We start from the raw sequence: 15,364 nt of genomic DNA, 5'->3' as shown, positions 1-15,364 counted from the left end.
GGCCGGGGCGAGGCAGCCCCGGGCCGGCCCCGGCGAACGAGCCTCAGTCGGCCGCCGTCGCCCAGTGACACGCCACCTGCGGTCCGGGCGCGTTCGCCAGGACCGGCAGCTCCCGCGACCGGCACAGGTCGGCCACGCCGGCACGGGCCGCCTCGCCCGACGCCAGGACCTGGCAGCGGGCGTGGAAGCGGCAGCCCTCCGGGATGCGGGACGGGTCCGGCGGTTCGCCGGTGAGTACCACCGGTGCGGACTCCGACTCCGGCAGCACCGACAACAGCGCCTTGGTGTACGGATGCTGAGGTGATGTCAGCACGTCCTCGACGGGTCCCGACTCGACGATCCGCCCGAGATACATCACCGCCACCCGGTCCGCGATGTTCCAGGCGAGGCCCAGGTCGTGCGTCACGACCAGCGCGGAGAGCCCCAGTTCGTCCCGAAGCCGCAGCAGGAGCGCCAGGATCTCGCCGCGTACGGAGGCGTCGAGGGAGGCCACCGGTTCATCGGCGACGATCAGCTCGGGCTCCAGCACCAGGGCGCCCGCGATGACGACGCGCTGCCGCTGGCCGCCCGACAACTCGTGCGGATAGCGGAGGAAGAAGCGCTCCGGCGGGCGCAGTCCGGCCCTAGACAGCGCCTGGGCGACCGCCGCGCGCTCGTCGCCCGCGTAGCCGTGGATCCGCAGACCCTCCGCCACGGCGTCGTACACGGTGTGCCGGGGGTTGAGCGACCCGCTCGGGTCCTGGAGCACCAGCTGCACCCGCTTGCGGTACGCCTTCAGGGCGCGGGAGGCATACCCGAGCGGTTCCCCGCCGAAGGTGACCCGCCCGGAGGTGGGCGGCACGAGGCCGAGGAGGGAACGCGCCAGCGTGGTCTTGCCGCAACCGGACTCGCCGACCAGGGCGACGATCTCGCCCGCGCCGATGTCGAGGTCGACGCCGTCGACGGCCCGGGCGGAGGGCCCGCCGCGGCGGCCGGGGAAGGTGACATGCAGTCCAGTGGCGGAGAGCAGGGGAGAGGTGGTGGTCATGACGTGCTCCTGTGTCACTGCTGCTTCTCCGCCCCGACCAGCACGCACGCGGCCCGGTGTCCCTGACCCGCCGTGACCAGCTCCTGGTCCTGCTCGGCGCACGAGTCGAGGGCGACGGGGCAGCGCGGGTGGAACGTACAGCCGCCCGGAAGCGACGACGGGTCGGGCGGGTCGCCCGGCAGCCCGCGCGGTGCCCGGCGGGAGGCCGGGTCGCCGATGCGCGGGAACGCCGCGGACAGGGCCCGCCCGTACGGATGTTCCGCCGCGCCGTACACGGCGCGGGCCGGGCCCTCCTCCACGACCCGACCCGCGTACATCACGGCGAGCCGGTCGCAGGTGTCGGCGAGGACGCCCAGGTCGTGGCTGATCATCAGCAGGCTGATGTCCTGCTCGGCGACCAGCTGCTCGATCAGCCGCAGGATCTGCGCCTGGATCATCACGTCGAGGGCGGTCGTCGGCTCGTCGGCGACGATCAGCTGCGGATCGCACGCCAGAGCCATGGCGATCATCACGCGCTGGCGCTGTCCGCCGGACAGCTCGTGCGGGTACGCGTCCGCCCGGGCGGCCGGCAGCCCGACGTGCTGGAGCAGCTCACCGACACGGCGTCCCGCCTCGGCCGGTGTCGACCTGCGGTGCAGCATGATCGGCTCGGCGATCTGGTCGCCGACGCGGTGCACGGCGTTCAGGGAGTGCATCGCGCCCTGGAAGACGATCGAGGCGCCCGCCCACCGCACGGCGCGCAGCCGGCCCCACTTCATCGTGAGGACGTCCTCGCCGTCGAGCATGATCTCGCCGGTCAGCCGGGCGGAGGCAGGCAGCAGCCGGAGCAGGGCGAGGGCCAGCGTCGACTTGCCGCAGCCCGACTCGCCCGCGACACCGAGTTTCTGCCCGGCGCCGAGGGACAGGTCGACACCGCGGACGGCGGGCACGGCGCGCTTCCCCGAGCCGTAGGTCACATGGAGGTTCCTGACCTCGAGCACACTCAACGCGCCACTCCCAGCTTCGGGTTGAGTACGGACTCGATCGCGCGCCCGCACAGGGTGAAGGCGAGCGCCACGAGTGCGATGGCGATTCCGGGCGGGGCGAGATACCACCAGTGGCCCGAGGAGACGGCGCCCGCCTCACGCGCGTCCTGGAGCATTCCGCCCCAGGAGACGACGGTCGGGTCACCGAGCCCGAGGAACGCGAGCGTCGCCTCGGTGAGGATGGCGCTGGAGATGCCCAGTGTCGTCTGGGCGAGGACCAGCGGCATCACGTTGGGCAGTACGTGCCGGTTCATGATGTGCCCGTGACCGCCGCCGAGCGCCTTGGCGCGTTCGATGTAGGGGCGGGACTCCACGGCGATGGTCTGCGCCCGGACGAGCCGCGCCGTGGTGGGCCAGCTCGTGACGCCGATGGCCAGGATGACCGTCCACACGTTGCGGGACATCACGGTCGCGAGCACGATCGCCAGCACCAGTGCCGGCATGACCAGGAACCAGTCCGTGATCCGCATCAGCACGGTGGAGAACCAGCCGCCGTAGTGACCGGCGATGATGCCGACGAGAGTGCCGATGGCGACCGACAGCGCAGCGGCCAGCAGACCCACGGTCAGCGAGATCCGCGCGCCCCACACCAGCAGTCCCAGCAGCGAGCGGCCGAACTGGTCGGTGCCGAGCGGAAATTCGCCGCTGGGCTTCTCCATCGCCGTGCCCGGCGCGTTGGTGACGCTCTGGACGTCGCCCCCGACGAGCAGCGGCGCGGCGAGCGCGATCAGCGCGATGAGTGCCAGCGCGGCGAGACCGAAGAGCCCCGCCCGGTGGCTGCGGTACGAAGTCCAGAAGCGGGCCGCCGAGTGCCGGCGGCGCGCCCACGTCAGGGACCTCGCCGTCGGGACGTTCTTCCCGACCGGGCCGGCCGGGGCGGCGGGAGTGGTCTTCGTCGGCGGCGTCGGTGTCGTCGTCATCGGCCCACCCGGGGATCGAGCAGCGGATACAGAAGGTCGGCGAGGAGGTTCATCACGATCATCGCGCCGGCGAAGACGACGAACAGCCCTTGTACGAGCGGCAGGTCGGGCACGCTGAGCGCCTGGTAGAACAGCCCGCCGAGGCCGGGCCAGGAGAACACCGTCTCGACCAGGATCGAACCGGCGGCCACATGGCCCAGGTTGATGAACACCATGGTGACGGTCGGCAGCAGCGCGTTCGGAACGGCATGCCGGCGCCGTACGACGTCGTCACGCAGGCCCTTGGCCCGTGCCGTCGTCAGGTAGTCGCTGCCCATCTCGTCGAGCAGCGAGGAGCGCATCACCAGAAGCGTCTGCGCGTACCCGACGGCGACCAGGGTGAGGACCGGCAGCACCATGTGATGGGCGACGTCGGCCACGTACGCGAAGCCGCTCGCGGTGCCCGACTCCATGCCTCCGGTCGGGAACATCCCCGGGATCGGGCCGAGCCCCACCGAGAAGGTGATGATCAGCAGCAGGCCCAGCCAGAATCCCGGCACCGACCACAGGGTGAGCGCCACGCCCGTGTTGAGCTTGTCGCCGAGGCTGCCGTGCCGCCAGGCGGAGCGGGTGCCCAGCCACAGTCCGATCGCCGAGTAGATGACGACCGCCACACCCGTGAGCAGCAGCGTCGCCGGCACCTTCTGGAGAATCAGCTCGCCGACGGGCGCACGGAACTGGTACGACATCCCCAGATCGCCGCTCAGCGCGCCGGCGCAGTAGTCGGTGAACTGCTGCCACATCGGTTTGTCGAGGCCGAACTGCCGTCTCAGCGTGGCCATCTGCTCGGCCGACGTCGGCATGCCATGGGTCATGGCCTTCACCGGGTCGCCGGGGATGATCCGGAACAGGAAGAAGCTGGTGACGAGCACGGCGACGAGCGAGACCGCCGCTCCGCCGAGCTTGCCCGCCACGTAGAGCAGATAGGCGCGTACGTTGCCGCGCGCGGCGCGGGCTTCGGAGGCCCGCGCCACAGCGGTCGTGCCGGTGGTGCTTGTGGTGCTCATCGACTATTCACGGTCTTCCGCGGTGGAACGGCGACGCATCGCGACGAACAGCCCGAGAGCGGCGGCGAGGACGACGACCGCGCCGATGCCGATCGCCACACCCGCGGAGGAGCCGCTGTCCGAAGCACTCTCGGCCGCGGCCGGCTCCGCCGACCACCAGCTCCAGTAGCCGTCCTGGCCGTAGATGTTGCCGGCCGCTTCCGGCATCGTCTTGATGGACTTGATGTGGTCCGTACGGTACGCCTCGACGGCGTTCGGATACGCGAGGATGTTCATGTAGCCCGTGTCGTACAGCCGCGACTGCATCTGCTTGACCAGGTCGGCACGCTTGGCCGCGTCGTACTCGACGGCCTGCTTGGCGTAGAGGTCGTCGAACTGCTTGTCGCAGATGAAGTTGTCCGTCGCGCCGGTGTCCTTGGGCGTGGCGGGCAGTGCCGAGCAGGTGTGGATCGACAGGACGAAGTCCGGGTCGGGGTTGACGGACCAGCCGTCGAAGGCCAGGTCGTAGTCGCCCGCGAGCCACGGGTCGGAGACGTTGTCGAGGCACTCCACCTTCAGCCCGATGCCGAGCTCGCCCCACCACTCCTGGAGGTACTTGCCGATCGCCTTGTCGTTCGGGTCCGTCGCATGGCAGAGGATCCGGAAGTCGAGCGGCTTGCCGTCCTTGTCCAGGCGCTTGCCGTCGGCGTTCTTCTTGTATCCGGCCTGGTCCAGAAGCTGGGCCGCCTTGGCCGGGTCGTACGCGATCTTCTGGCTCGTCTCCGGCTTCCAGAAGTACGACTCGAAGCGGGGCGGGATGTAGCCCTCGCCCTCGACGGCGTGGCCCTGGAAGACCTTGTCGACGATGGTGGCGCGGTCGGTGGCGTGGAACAGCGCCTTGCGCACGGCCGGGTCGAGCAGCGCCTTGTGACCGTTGCCGAACTTCTTGCCGTCCTTGGACTGCGCGCCGGGGTTGGTGGCGAGCGCGAAGAAGCGACGGCCGGGAGCGTCGTTGACCTTGATGTTCTCGGCGCTCTTCAGCGCATCGGCCTGGGCCGGGGTCAGGCCCTGGACGAACGACACCTCGCCCTTCTGCAGGGCCGCGACGGCCGCGTCACCGTCCTTGTAGTACTTGAAGACCAGCTCGTCGAACTTGGGCGCGCCGCGCCAGAAGTCCTTGTTCGGCTTCAGCTTCAGATACTGGTCGACCTTGAAGTCCGTGATGATGAACGGGCCGTTGCCGACGATCGGGAACTGCTTGTCGTTGTTGAACTTGGAGAAGTCGTCGACCTTCTCCCACACATGCTTCGGGACGATCGGCACGTCGAGCGCCGTCATCGTCGCCTGAGGCTTCTTCAGCTCGATGACCAGCGTCTTCGGGTCGGGAGCCGTGACCTTCTTGAAGTTGGCGGTGAAGCTGCCGTTGGCGGTGGCGGCGTTCTCGTCCGTCATCATCTTGTTGAACGTCCAGGCCGCGTCCTCAGCGGTGGCCTGCTTGCCGTCCGACCACTTGGAGTCGTCGCGGATGGTGTACGTCCACGTCAGCTTGTCGGCGGACGGCTCCCACGCGGTGGCGAGCCCCGGGACGGTGTGGCCGTCCTTGACGTCGTAGTTCGTCAGGTAGTCGTAGGCCAGGCGGTGGATGGAGGTGCTCACCAGGCGCTGCGCCAGGAACGGACTCAGCGAGTCGATGCTCTGCGACACCGCGACGGTGAGGACCTGCTTGCCGTCGTCGGCGGCCGCCACCCGCGCCTGCGACTGCGCGAGTGACCGGTCCTGCGGCTGGGCCTGGGCCTGGGGGGCCACGGCCCCCGCCGTCACCAGTGCCGTGGCCGCGGCGCCAGTGGCCAGGACCAATCGGAAGCGGGGGCGTTGCCGGGTTCTCTTGGGTGAAACCGTTGTGACCATGGACAGTGACCTCGCGTCATTACTCGCACGGAGAGGGCGGGTTGGTGATCTCTGGTTCGCCAGTTGGTGAAGCGAAGGTTTATCAGGGTGGTCATGCCGCGTCAACGGCCGCTCAAACCCCGTGTGGGCTGCGGGAATGCGACGAGGGCCCGCACCGGGGAGTCGGTGCGGGCCCTCATTGGTCAAGACCTCTGTCGCGTTACTGCTGAGGGGCTGGCGGTGCCTGCGGAGGCTGCTGCTGCGGCCATCCGCCGGGCGGGAACTGGCCGGGCGGAACGTGTCCTTGAGGATCGGTTCCGCCGGCCGCGGGAGGCATCGGACCGGCGGGTTCCGCCGGTGCTGTGGCCTGCTGCGGATGCGGTTGCTGCGGCTGCTGGTGAGGCTGCTGCTGCCAGCCCTGCGGCGGGTGCTGTCCCTGCGGCGCGCCGTACGGCGGCTGGGGCTGCTGCTGCGGGTGCTGAGGCTGGTGGGGCTGCGGCGGGTACGGCTGGCCGGGCACCGGTCCGCCAGGGGCGGGCTGGTGGCCCTGCGGGTGCTGCGGGTGGGGCTGCTGGGGGTGTCCCTGCCACTGTCCCTGCCCGTGGCCCGGCATCGGCGGGGCCGCCTGGGGCGGCGGGTTGCCGTCCGCCGTCCAGAGCCCCTGCTGCTGCTGGGCGCGGACGAAGTCCTCGGCGATCAGCGCGGACAGATTGAAGTACGCCTCGCGGGTCTTGGGCCGCATCATGTCGAGATCGACCTCGGCGCCCGCCGCGAGGTGCTCGTCGAACGGCACCACGACCACGCCGCGGCAGCGGGTCTGGAAGTGCTGCACGATGTCGTCCACCTTGATCATCTTGCCGGTCTCGCGGACCCCGGAGATCACCGTGATGGAACGCTGCACCAGCTCGGCGTACCCGTGGGCGGACAGCCAGTCGAGCGTCGTCGAGGCGCTGCTCGCACCGTCGACGGAGGGCGTCGAGATGATGATCAGCTGGTCGGCCAGGTCCAGCACACCGCGCATGGCGCTGTAGAGCAGGCCGGTGCCCGAGTCGGTGAGGATGATCGGGTACTGCTTGCCGAGCACGTCGATCGCGCGCCGGTAGTCCTCGTCGTTGAACGTCGTCGAGACGGCCGGGTCCACGTCGTTGGCGATGATCTCCAGTCCGGAGGGCGCCTGAGAGGTGAACCGGCGGATGTCCATGTACGAGTTGAGGTACGGGATCGCCTGGACCAGGTCCCGGATCGTCGCCCCGGTCTCCCGGCGCACCCGGCGGCCGAGCGTACCGGCGTCCGGGTTGGCGTCGATCGCGAGGATCTTGTCCTGCCGCTCCGTGGCGAGGGTCGAGCCGAGCGCGGTGGTGGTCGTGGTCTTGCCGACACCGCCCTTGAGCGAGATCACCGCGATCCGGTAGCAGGACAGCACCGGCGTGCGGATCAGGTCGAGCTTGCGCTGCCGCTCGGCCTCCTCCTTCTTGCCACCGAGCTTGAAACGCGTGGCGCCGGAGGGGTTACGGCTCGACTTGGGCTTCTGCTTGTTGTTGCGCAGGAGCCGGTCGGAGGAGAGCTCGACGGCGGCCGTGTATCCGAGCGGAGCTCCCGGTACGGAACGCTCACGCTGGTCGTGGGTGACCGGCGTGGGCCAGGCACCACCCGTACGCGGGTCCACGGCCGGACCGGGCGGCTGGGGGTAGGCGTGGGCCCCACCGGGCTGGGGGGCCTGCGGAGGCTGACCGTGCGGCGCCTGGCCCTGAGGGGGCTGGTGGCCCTGGGGCGGCTGACCCTGGTTCTGCGGCGGTACCTGGGCGCCCGGCTGCGCCTGATGCTGTCCGGGCTGCGGCTGTCCTGGGTGGCCCGGCTGCGGCGCCGGCTGACCGGGCTGCTGGCCGGGCTGGGGGAAGCCGTAACCGCCCTGAGGCGGCGCGGCGGGGGCCTGTCCCGGCCCGGACTGCTGCGGAAAGCCATAACCGCCCTGCGGCGCGGGCGCCGGCACGGGCTGCGCCGGCGCGACGGGACCGGTCTGCTGCGGGAAGCCGTAGCCGCCGCCCTGCGGTGCGGCGGGGGGCTGCCCCGGTACGCCCTGCTGCGGGAAGCCGTATCCGCCCTGCGGCGCCGGGGGCACGGGCCCGCCGGGCTGCCCTTGCTGCGGCGGCTGCTGCTGCGCCGGCTGCGGGAAGCCGTAGCCGGGGGCCTGGGCGGGTACCTGGGCGGCCTGGTCCGCGGCCGGTGCGGGCACGGTCCACTGAGGCGCGGCCGGCGGCGCCGCCGGCTGGAACTCGGGCGGGAGGGGCGGCAGTCCACCGCTCTGCGGCGGCGACGCGGGAGCGGGTGCCCACGGCGCGGCTCCCGAGGGGGCGTCCTGCGGGGCGGCAGGAGCAGGAGGTGCGGTGTCCTGCGGGGCTGTCGGAGCGGGGGTGGCGTCGGAGGGCTCGTCGCCGGCCTGCGGACCGGAGTCCGCGACGGCCACGGCTTCGCCGCCGTCCGTGTCGTCGCCTTCGTCGCCGGCGCTGCCTTCATGGCCGCTCCGGTCGGCGGCCGGGGCCTCGGTGGCCGATGCGTCGTCGGCGACGGGCTCTTCGGAGGCGTCGCTGCCCGGGCCGTCGGTACGGCGGGGATCGTCGGCGTCGTCCGCCACAGCGGCGTCGGGGGCGGCGCCCTCGGCCTCGGCCTCCGGCGCGGTCTGCGTCTCCGCCGGGGCCTCGGACTCCGCGGCCGGTTCCGTCTCCGCCTCCGGCTGCGGGCCGTCGGCCGCCCCGGCGTCCGTCCCGCCTGCCTCTGCGGCGGCTCGCTCGGCCATCTCGCGCTTCAGCGCGGCGGGGGAGAAGCGCGTGGTGGCGCCGCTCTCCAGGTCCCCGCCGCCGAAGGACTGCCACGACAACTCCGGCGCCTGCGGCGTGGTCGACCCCTGCGCGGGCTCGTCCGCCGGGGCGGGCGCCTGCTCCGCCTCGGGCACGGGTGCGGACGCGGGAACGACCGGAGGCGCGACGGGCGCGGGTTCCTGCGGCGTGGATTCCTGCTGCTGGGCGGGCGCAGGCGCGGGCGGCGGCGTCTGCGACCAATTGGGTTCGAACCCGCTGCCCGAGGGCAGTCCCGGCACCGCGATCGGCGCGCCCTGCGGCGGGGGCGGCGGGGGCGTCTGTGCCCCGCTGCCTCCGCCGGACGTGTCACCCGACGCGTTCTGTGTGTACCAGGCAGGCGGGGTGTAGTCGATGGTGAACTCACCCGTCAACTCGGCGGGCTCCGCGTCGGACTCGTCGACGGGAATGTTCCAGCCCCCGTGGATGTCGTCCCGATCGCCGTTCACTTTGCCTCCTGGTGTGGTCGAGCACCCTTGTGCCGTCGTGGGTGGGGGCCACCGCCTTCTTCGGATCGGCCCGGCTCTCCCCCTGGGACGCTGTCGGCACACCCGTAGGTTCTAGTGCCGCGCCCCGACCCACCCTAATCGCCAACAACGCCACTCCGTCAGGCCCGTCAGGCCCTCGGCCACTGTCCCGTGCGTCACGCCCTGCCCACAGGTGACCCTGCTGCACCAGAGCGTGAGAAATCCGGCAGACCAAACCGGGACAACCCTGAACGGAACCGCCCGCTCAGTCCATCCGCCGGGCGCTGCCCAACAATCCGGTCTCGGCATCGGTGGCCTGCGTCATGACGAACTGCCGGTCCCGCGGCGTGCACCAGAGGGTGACTCCGTCGGCGAGCGTGGAAAGCGCCTCGGTCTCGGCCTGAGGCAGATGCATGATGCGTCCGATCTGCCGTGCTTCGTCCGGGGAGACACGCTGGACGCCGACGAGCCCCGACTTCTCCATCAACCGGGGCGCGACCGGGCTCAGATACGGCAGGAGCGTCAGCACCGACTGCCAGGGCCCGGAGACGACCCGGCCGCGCGGCGGCCGCATTCCGCAGTCCCGTACGACGACCACGGGGCTCCCGGCGGAAGCGCCCTGCGGCGGCACCCGGCCCACGTCGTGCAGCGAGATGCACTGCTGTCCGCCGCCCGCGGCCTGAGCGAGCGCGGTCCACGCCGGCGCGCGACCCGTCTCGACCGTGACCCTGGCCCCGGTCGCGGCGGCGCGCAGAGCGAGGACCTGGGCCGTCCACAGGCCACCGATCAGTGTCACGTCGTACGGGGTGGGGCGGTTGATGCCCAGTACGGCGGGCCTGCCTTCGGCGTCGACGCCGATGACCACGCCGTCGTCACCGACCGGCAGGGTGAGGGCGGCCAGTTGATCGAGGGTCATCGCGTGCCGGTCCCTGCGGGGCCCGATGAGACCGAAACCGATACGCGGCTTTGCGGCAGGTGCAGACATCAGCGGGCTCCCCCGAGCGGCAGCGTGGCGAGCATTCCGGGCAGTTGCTCACGGTCGAGCCTCACCAGACCCGTCTTCACCCCACGGGCCGCCCGCTCCAGTTCGTGGCGTGCGGTGACCAGTTCCTCGTCGCTGCGTCCCGTGATCCGGACGTGTCCGGTGACCGTCACACCCTGCCGGTCGCCGTGGCCGAGGGTCAGGCTGAATGTCGTCGCGAGCGCGGGGATCGACGTGAGCAGGGCGACCAGCTGGGGCATCTGGGCCCCGCCACCGCCGAGTTGGGGCCACCTGCCCACCCAGTACGTCGTGTGCCTGCGGTCGTCGACGCGCCAGGTGCGGGAGGTCTCCTGAGTGCGCCGCGCGGGCACCTCCGCCCTGCCCGCCTGGGCGATGGCCATGGGGCTGGCGCAGGACGACGTGGCGAGGGCGGAGGTCAGTTCCTGCTCCGTGAGCACGGTTGCCCGGAAGCCGGCTCCGGTCAGGCGGCTGGCCAGCTGGTCCGCCGTCCGCACCACGCACTTCTGTGCGCCTTCGATGCCGCCGCCGCGGGCCGCCACCGCTTCCGGGCAGAGCTCCGGGTCGAGCTTCAGCGCGATCCAGGTGATGCGCAGCGCCGGTGAGCCGGTCTGGGCCTGCAGCGGCGCGTAGTTGCGTGCCGCGACGGACTGCTGAGGCAGGTGCGGAGCCGGGGCGGGCTGGGTGTGCTGGACGATCTGGACCGACTCCAGCCGGATCCCGTCCACTTCCATGACGTCCTTGATCAGGGCCATGGGGAGCGGGCGCGCCATGCGCTCCGGCCGCAGCGCCGTCGCGTCCGACTCGACCTGGAGGACGGCGGTCAGGAACGTGCCGTCACCGATCATCCCCACGGGTCGCCGGTCCCGGTCGCTGTACGTGTACGTCCGCAGCGCCGGGTCGCATTCGACGACAGGCGCCAGTCCCGGCTCGGTCCCGGGCTCGATGGTCAGCGACTTCGCCCGGCGCGTCCTCGCGCGCAGGGCGAACACGGTGGAGAGCCACTCGGGCAGCGACCGGCGATGCCTGCGCACCACGGCCAGCAGCACCAGAACGGCCGCCAGGACACCGGCGGGTACCAGGAGCAGCGGGTCGGCGACCCAGGCGACCAGCAGCAGGGCGGCGGCGATCTCGACCAGGACGAGTTGTTGCAGTCGGAATGTTCCGAAGTGGCCGGGCCGTGCCCGCAGGCGGGGTGCGCTCGGGCCGGAGGTATGGGCGGACGGTCGTGCGGAGGACTGTCTGCGGGCCGCGGGCCGCGCGCGCGTTGCGGACGCCATTACTCCGGCACCCCCCGGTTCATTAGGCCCCAATTCATCCCGATCACCCCTGTCCAGCCCCGCCCAGCAAGGCTTCCGGCGGCTGGATCACCCTACCCGCCCCACGAGCACCACCGATCAACAGGCATAGTAGGGGGCCGGTCCGAACGGCAGGGCCCGGGGCCGCGCTCACCACACGGGCCTCGCGGGGAGACAGTGCCTTCTTTACCAATGGGGACTCATGGCATCACGGCGGGATGAGCTCAACGCATACACCTTTGCGAAGAAGCGCACGGTGGCGGCATTCCTCCAACCCTCCCCGTCGGGCACGGAGGAGGGGGCGCCGCGGCCGCTGCGCGCGATCGTCCCCGGCCTGATCGTGGGAGTGCTGATCCTGGCCGGCTTCGGCGCGTTCGGCATGTTCAAGCCCAAGGCCCCCAAGGACTGGGCGGCGCCGGGCACCAAGGTGATCGTCGGCAAGGACTCCACCACGCGTTACGTGGTCCTCGAGACCGGCAAGGGCAAGAACAAGAAGGTTCTGCTCCACCCGGTGCTGAACCTCGCCTCGGCCCGACTGCTGCTCACCCCGGAGCAGTTCAAGGTCATTCAGGTCGCCGACGACATCCTGGACTCGGGCAAGCCCGCCCGTGGCCCGATCCTCGGCATCCCGTACGCGCCCGACCGCCTGCCCAGCGAGAAGGAGGCGGGCCAGGCCAAGCGCTGGGCGGTGTGCGAACAACCGGGCGCCGGCCAGGGCGCGTCCGCGCAGAAGGCGACGTTCATCTTCGCCGACCGCGACCTCAAGAGGACCGAGGGGAAGAACCGGCTGACCGGTGGACAGGTCCTGTACGTGGAGGGCAAGAGCGGGCGTTACCTCGTCGACGCGGCGGGCACCAAGTACCTGGTCCGCGGAACGGAGAACGACGCCGACCTCCTCACCCGCGCCCTGGTCGGTGACCGCACCGAGCCGCAGCCCGTCACGGAGGAGTGGCTGGCGACGCTCCATGAAGGCAGCCCGATCGACTTCCCCGTGATCCAGGGCCAGGTGGGCGCACCGGCCGGCGTCGGCGGCGGACTGACCGCCGAGCAGGACCAGGTGGGCATGGTCCTCCAGGCCCAGACGGGTGCCGGACCACGGCACTACGTCGTCCTCGAGGGCAAGGTCCAGCCGGTGTCGGACTTCACCGCGTGGCTCCTGATCAACTCTCCCCAGACGGACAAGCTCGACATGGGCGGACAGGCTGCGGTGGTCGACGCGGCCTCCTTCACCCCGGAGTCCGACGTCTTCGGCGCGCAGAACCGCTGGCCCGAACCGAGGGCCGAGCACGTCAACTCCGCGAACGGCGGGCGCGACACCGTTTGCAGCGTGCTCCGGAAGGTCGACGACAAGGGCCGCACCACGCTCTCCACCTGGGCGGGCTCGGCCTACCCGGCGGAGATCACCGCCGGCGGCACCAGCACCTACGTCACCCCCGGCTCCGGACTGCTCTACACCCAGGTCCAGGGCAACCAGACCAAGCCCGACGGTTCTCTCTTCCTCGTGACCGACACCGGGCTGCGCTACGCGGTGCAGGCCAACGGCGACAGCGACTCCGACCGCTCCGACATCGGCGCCGGCGGGGAGGGGCAGCAGCAGGACGGTCGCCCCGAACCCAGCCAGGCGCAGATCCGGCTCGGATACGGCAAGATCGTCCCGTCGCTGGTCCCGATCACATGGTCCGAGTTCCTGTCCAAGGGCCCGCGGCTGGACACCAACAGCGCACGCCAGCCGCAGGGTTCGTAAGGAGCGCCGATGCTGTATCCGCTCAAGCGGGCCGCGGCCACGGCCGCCGCCGCGCTGCTCACCGCCCTGACGGCCGCGACGCCGGCCGCCGTGGCCGCCGAAGGGCCGGGAGGACCGGCCCTCGACGGCAGCGGCGAGTGCACCTTCCCCATGAAGGAGCAGATCGCGGGTACCCCGTGGCCCCTTCAGCGGGTCCTGCTCGACGAGTTGTGGCAAGACACCAAGGGCAAGGGCGTCCGGGTCGCGGTCATCGACACCGGGGTCGACAACGACAACGTGCAGCTGAAGCCGGCCGTCGACGCCTCAGCGGGCAAGGACCTCCTCAAGCCCGACAAGAAGAACAGCGACGAGAAGCGCGGCAAGACGGACGGCACGGTCGACCTGGTGGGCCACGGCACCAAGGTGGCGGGCATCATCGCCGCACGGCCCCGCGAGGGAACCGGCTTCGTGGGCATCGCACCCGAGTCGACCATCATCCCGATCCGTCAGAACGACGAGAACAACAGTGGCAACGACCGCACCATGGCGACGGCGATCGACCACGCCATCGCCAAGGGCGCCGATGTCATCAACATCTCCCAGGACACCGTCAAGCCGCTCGGACCCGATTCGGCGCTGGGCAAGGCGGTGCAGCGGGCGATAACGGCGGGCGTCGTCGTCGTCGCGTCGGCCGGCAACGACGGCATGGACGGCAAGGTCAAGAACACCTACCCGGCCGCTTTTCCAGGTGTGCTGGCCGTCGCCTCCTCCGACCGGAACAACGAGCGGGCGGTCTTCTCCCAGGCCGGTGAATTCGTCGGCGTCGCCGCCCCGGGCGTGGACATCGTCTCCACCGTTCCGGGCAACGGCCAGTGCATCGACAACGGCACCAGTTTCTCGGCCCCCTACGTCGCCGGGGTGGCGGCCCTGCTGAAGGCCAAGCACCCCCGGTGGACGCCGGCCGAGATCATCGCCGAGATCGAGCAGACCGCGACCCGCAGCATCAACGGCCACGACAACTTCGTCGGTTGGGGAGTGATCGACCCCGTACGCGCCCTGAGCGGCGACGACAAGCCCCAGGCCGCCCCCCGGCCGGACCCCGGACCGGCCAAACCGCCCGCGCCGGAACCGGCGCACCTGGCCATGACGGAGACCGTCCAGGAACGCAACGAACGCTATGCAACCTACGCGCTGGGAATCGGCGTCGTACTGGTGGCGGTGATCGCGGGGACTGCGACGGTCGTCCGGGACACCGCGCGGAAACGGGCACGCTGAAGCAAGTAACCGTAAACCGCTTTGCAGTTGGAACCGTCGTACCAAGTGGATAGAGTGACAGTCGGACCAATGGTCCGGCACGGGGGCGGCATCCGAACGGCTTCCGTCTACAGTCACTGTCGCAGGAAGAAGGGGCACGATGTCGGACAAGAATCTCGACGTAACCACCGGTGATATCACCGAACTCAGCGGCAAGATCCAGAACTTCTCGACCGAGCTGAACAGTCGGATCACCTCCCTGAACGGCGTTGTCGACCGTATTCAGGCGGGCTGGCAGGGTGCGGCGAGCCAGCAGTACGACCAGGTGCAGACGCAGGTGAACCGCCGTCTGGCCAACCTGCAGCAGAGCCTCGAGAACCTCCAGAACATTGTGAAGATGAGCGCCGACGGCTTCGACGAGGAAGAGCGCAAGCGCATGTCGAGCTTCGCCGGCATGGAGAACGCCAAGGGCAACACCAGCGCCATCCTCGAAGTCTGAGCCGGACAGTCCCGTCCGCATCGACCGTTCGCCGAACTTCACTACCAGGAGAGATCAATGACCACTGCCGTCAATTACGACACAGTGACCCAGGCCGCGCGCGACACGGTGAAGACCGCCTCGGACCTGGCGGACGAACTCCGCATCCTGCTGGGCCACGTCAACCGTGTCGCCGGCGCGTGGCAGGGTGAGGCCAAGGAGGCCTACGTGGCCATCCAGAAGCAGCTCGCCACCGACATGGACGGCATGAACCAGGACCTGCAGACGATCGCCCGCCTGCTGGGCGACGCCGTCATCGGTTACCAGGACACCGACAAGGGCAACGCCGCACGGTTCCGCATGATGATGGGCTGAACCGCCCGTCGCCCACGCGAAAGGGGGCTGCCC

12 protein-coding genes are annotated in these 15,364 nt (G+C 70.8%); 4 read left to right on the top strand and 8 right to left on the bottom strand.

Annotation, left to right across the window (positions count from 1 at the left end):
* Positions 1–43 precede the first annotated feature (43 nt).
* The 8 genes from ACWGH4_RS16700 to eccE all read right to left on the bottom strand — a co-directional run bounded on the left by ACWGH4_RS16700 (position 44) and on the right by eccE (position 11,483).
* Entirely contained in the window at positions 44–1,027 is a 984-nt protein-coding gene (locus ACWGH4_RS16700) for an oligopeptide/dipeptide ABC transporter ATP-binding protein (protein ID WP_441266355.1), read from the bottom strand.
* Positions 1,028–1,041: 14 nt separating this feature from the next.
* On the bottom strand, positions 1,042–2,013 hold the full coding sequence (locus ACWGH4_RS16695) for an ABC transporter ATP-binding protein (protein ID WP_453461053.1): 972 nt from the start codon (positions 2,011–2,013) through the stop codon (positions 1,042–1,044).
* Positions 2,010–2,972 (bottom strand): ABC transporter permease subunit, encoded by a 963-nt coding sequence (locus ACWGH4_RS16690; protein WP_441266353.1) that lies wholly within the window; start codon positions 2,970–2,972, stop codon positions 2,010–2,012. Before ACWGH4_RS16690 ends, ACWGH4_RS16695 begins: the two co-directional genes overlap by 4 nt.
* Positions 2,969–4,018: an ABC transporter permease subunit gene (locus tag ACWGH4_RS16685; RefSeq protein ID WP_441266352.1), complete on the bottom strand. Its 1,050-nt coding sequence runs from the start codon at positions 4,016–4,018 to the stop codon at positions 2,969–2,971. The genes ACWGH4_RS16690 and ACWGH4_RS16685 overlap by 4 nt, the downstream gene beginning before the upstream one ends.
* Before the next feature lie 3 nt (positions 4,019–4,021).
* Entirely contained in the window at positions 4,022–5,905 is a 1,884-nt protein-coding gene (locus tag ACWGH4_RS16680; RefSeq protein WP_453461049.1) for an ABC transporter substrate-binding protein, read from the bottom strand.
* A 199-nt stretch (positions 5,906–6,104) separates the two neighbouring features.
* Positions 6,105–9,185: an SCO5717 family growth-regulating ATPase gene (locus ACWGH4_RS16675; protein ID WP_453461046.1), complete on the bottom strand. Its 3,081-nt coding sequence runs from the start codon at positions 9,183–9,185 to the stop codon at positions 6,105–6,107.
* Between the two features lie 283 nt (positions 9,186–9,468).
* On the bottom strand, positions 9,469–10,188 hold the full coding sequence (locus ACWGH4_RS16670) for a hypothetical protein (RefSeq protein WP_441266349.1): 720 nt from the start codon (positions 10,186–10,188) through the stop codon (positions 9,469–9,471).
* On the bottom strand, positions 10,188–11,483 hold the full coding sequence (eccE, locus tag ACWGH4_RS16665) for a type VII secretion protein EccE (RefSeq protein WP_453461043.1): 1,296 nt from the start codon (positions 11,481–11,483) through the stop codon (positions 10,188–10,190). Before eccE ends, ACWGH4_RS16670 begins: the two co-directional genes overlap by 1 nt.
* 220 nt (positions 11,484–11,703) lie before the next feature.
* On the opposite strand from eccE, the gene eccB reads away from it, so the two are divergent.
* The 4 genes from eccB to ACWGH4_RS16645 all read left to right on the top strand — a co-directional run bounded on the left by eccB (position 11,704) and on the right by ACWGH4_RS16645 (position 15,331).
* Positions 11,704–13,245 carry a type VII secretion protein EccB gene (gene eccB / locus ACWGH4_RS16660; RefSeq protein WP_453461040.1) on the top strand — a complete coding sequence of 514 codons (1,542 nt, stop codon included), beginning with the start codon at positions 11,704–11,706 and terminating at the stop codon, positions 13,243–13,245.
* 9 nt (positions 13,246–13,254) lie between these two features.
* Positions 13,255–14,499, top strand: a complete 1,245-nt coding sequence (gene mycP, locus ACWGH4_RS16655) for a type VII secretion-associated serine protease mycosin (protein WP_453461037.1) — start codon at positions 13,255–13,257, stop codon at positions 14,497–14,499.
* A 139-nt stretch (positions 14,500–14,638) separates the two neighbouring features.
* Positions 14,639–14,977, top strand: a complete 339-nt coding sequence (locus ACWGH4_RS16650) for a WXG100 family type VII secretion target (RefSeq protein ID WP_441266345.1) — start codon at positions 14,639–14,641, stop codon at positions 14,975–14,977.
* Positions 14,978–15,034: 57 nt separating this feature from the next.
* Positions 15,035–15,331, top strand: a complete 297-nt coding sequence (locus ACWGH4_RS16645; RefSeq protein WP_159686316.1) for a WXG100 family type VII secretion target — start codon at positions 15,035–15,037, stop codon at positions 15,329–15,331.
* The last annotated feature ends 33 nt before the right edge of the window (positions 15,332–15,364 follow it).

The organism is Streptomyces sp. NPDC054847, from assembly GCF_053610925.1.
The sequence above is the reverse complement of the archived record's forward strand: the minus strand, read 5'-3'. Positions and strand labels throughout refer to the sequence as shown.

Bases quoted from the DNA above. Each gene is read 5' to 3' on its own strand.
- eccE (WP_453461043.1), bottom strand. From the start codon at position 11,483: ATGGCGTCCGCAACGCGCGCGCGGCCCGCGGCCCGCAGACAGTCCTCC.
- ACWGH4_RS16700 (WP_441266355.1), bottom strand. From the start codon at position 1,027: ATGACCACCACCTCTCCCCTGCTCTCCGCCACTGGACTGCATGTCACC.
- eccB (WP_453461040.1), top strand. From the start codon at position 11,704: ATGGCATCACGGCGGGATGAGCTCAACGCATACACCTTTGCGAAGAAG.
- ACWGH4_RS16645 (WP_159686316.1), top strand. From the start codon at position 15,035: ATGACCACTGCCGTCAATTACGACACAGTGACCCAGGCCGCGCGCGAC.
- ACWGH4_RS16685 (WP_441266352.1), bottom strand. From the start codon at position 4,018: ATGAGCACCACAAGCACCACCGGCACGACCGCTGTGGCGCGGGCCTCC.
- ACWGH4_RS16680 (WP_453461049.1), bottom strand. From the start codon at position 5,905: ATGGTCACAACGGTTTCACCCAAGAGAACCCGGCAACGCCCCCGCTTC.
- ACWGH4_RS16690 (WP_441266353.1), bottom strand. From the start codon at position 2,972: ATGACGACGACACCGACGCCGCCGACGAAGACCACTCCCGCCGCCCCG.
- ACWGH4_RS16650 (WP_441266345.1), top strand. From the start codon at position 14,639: ATGTCGGACAAGAATCTCGACGTAACCACCGGTGATATCACCGAACTC.
- mycP (WP_453461037.1), top strand. From the start codon at position 13,255: ATGCTGTATCCGCTCAAGCGGGCCGCGGCCACGGCCGCCGCCGCGCTG.
- ACWGH4_RS16670 (WP_441266349.1), bottom strand. From the start codon at position 10,188: ATGTCTGCACCTGCCGCAAAGCCGCGTATCGGTTTCGGTCTCATCGGG.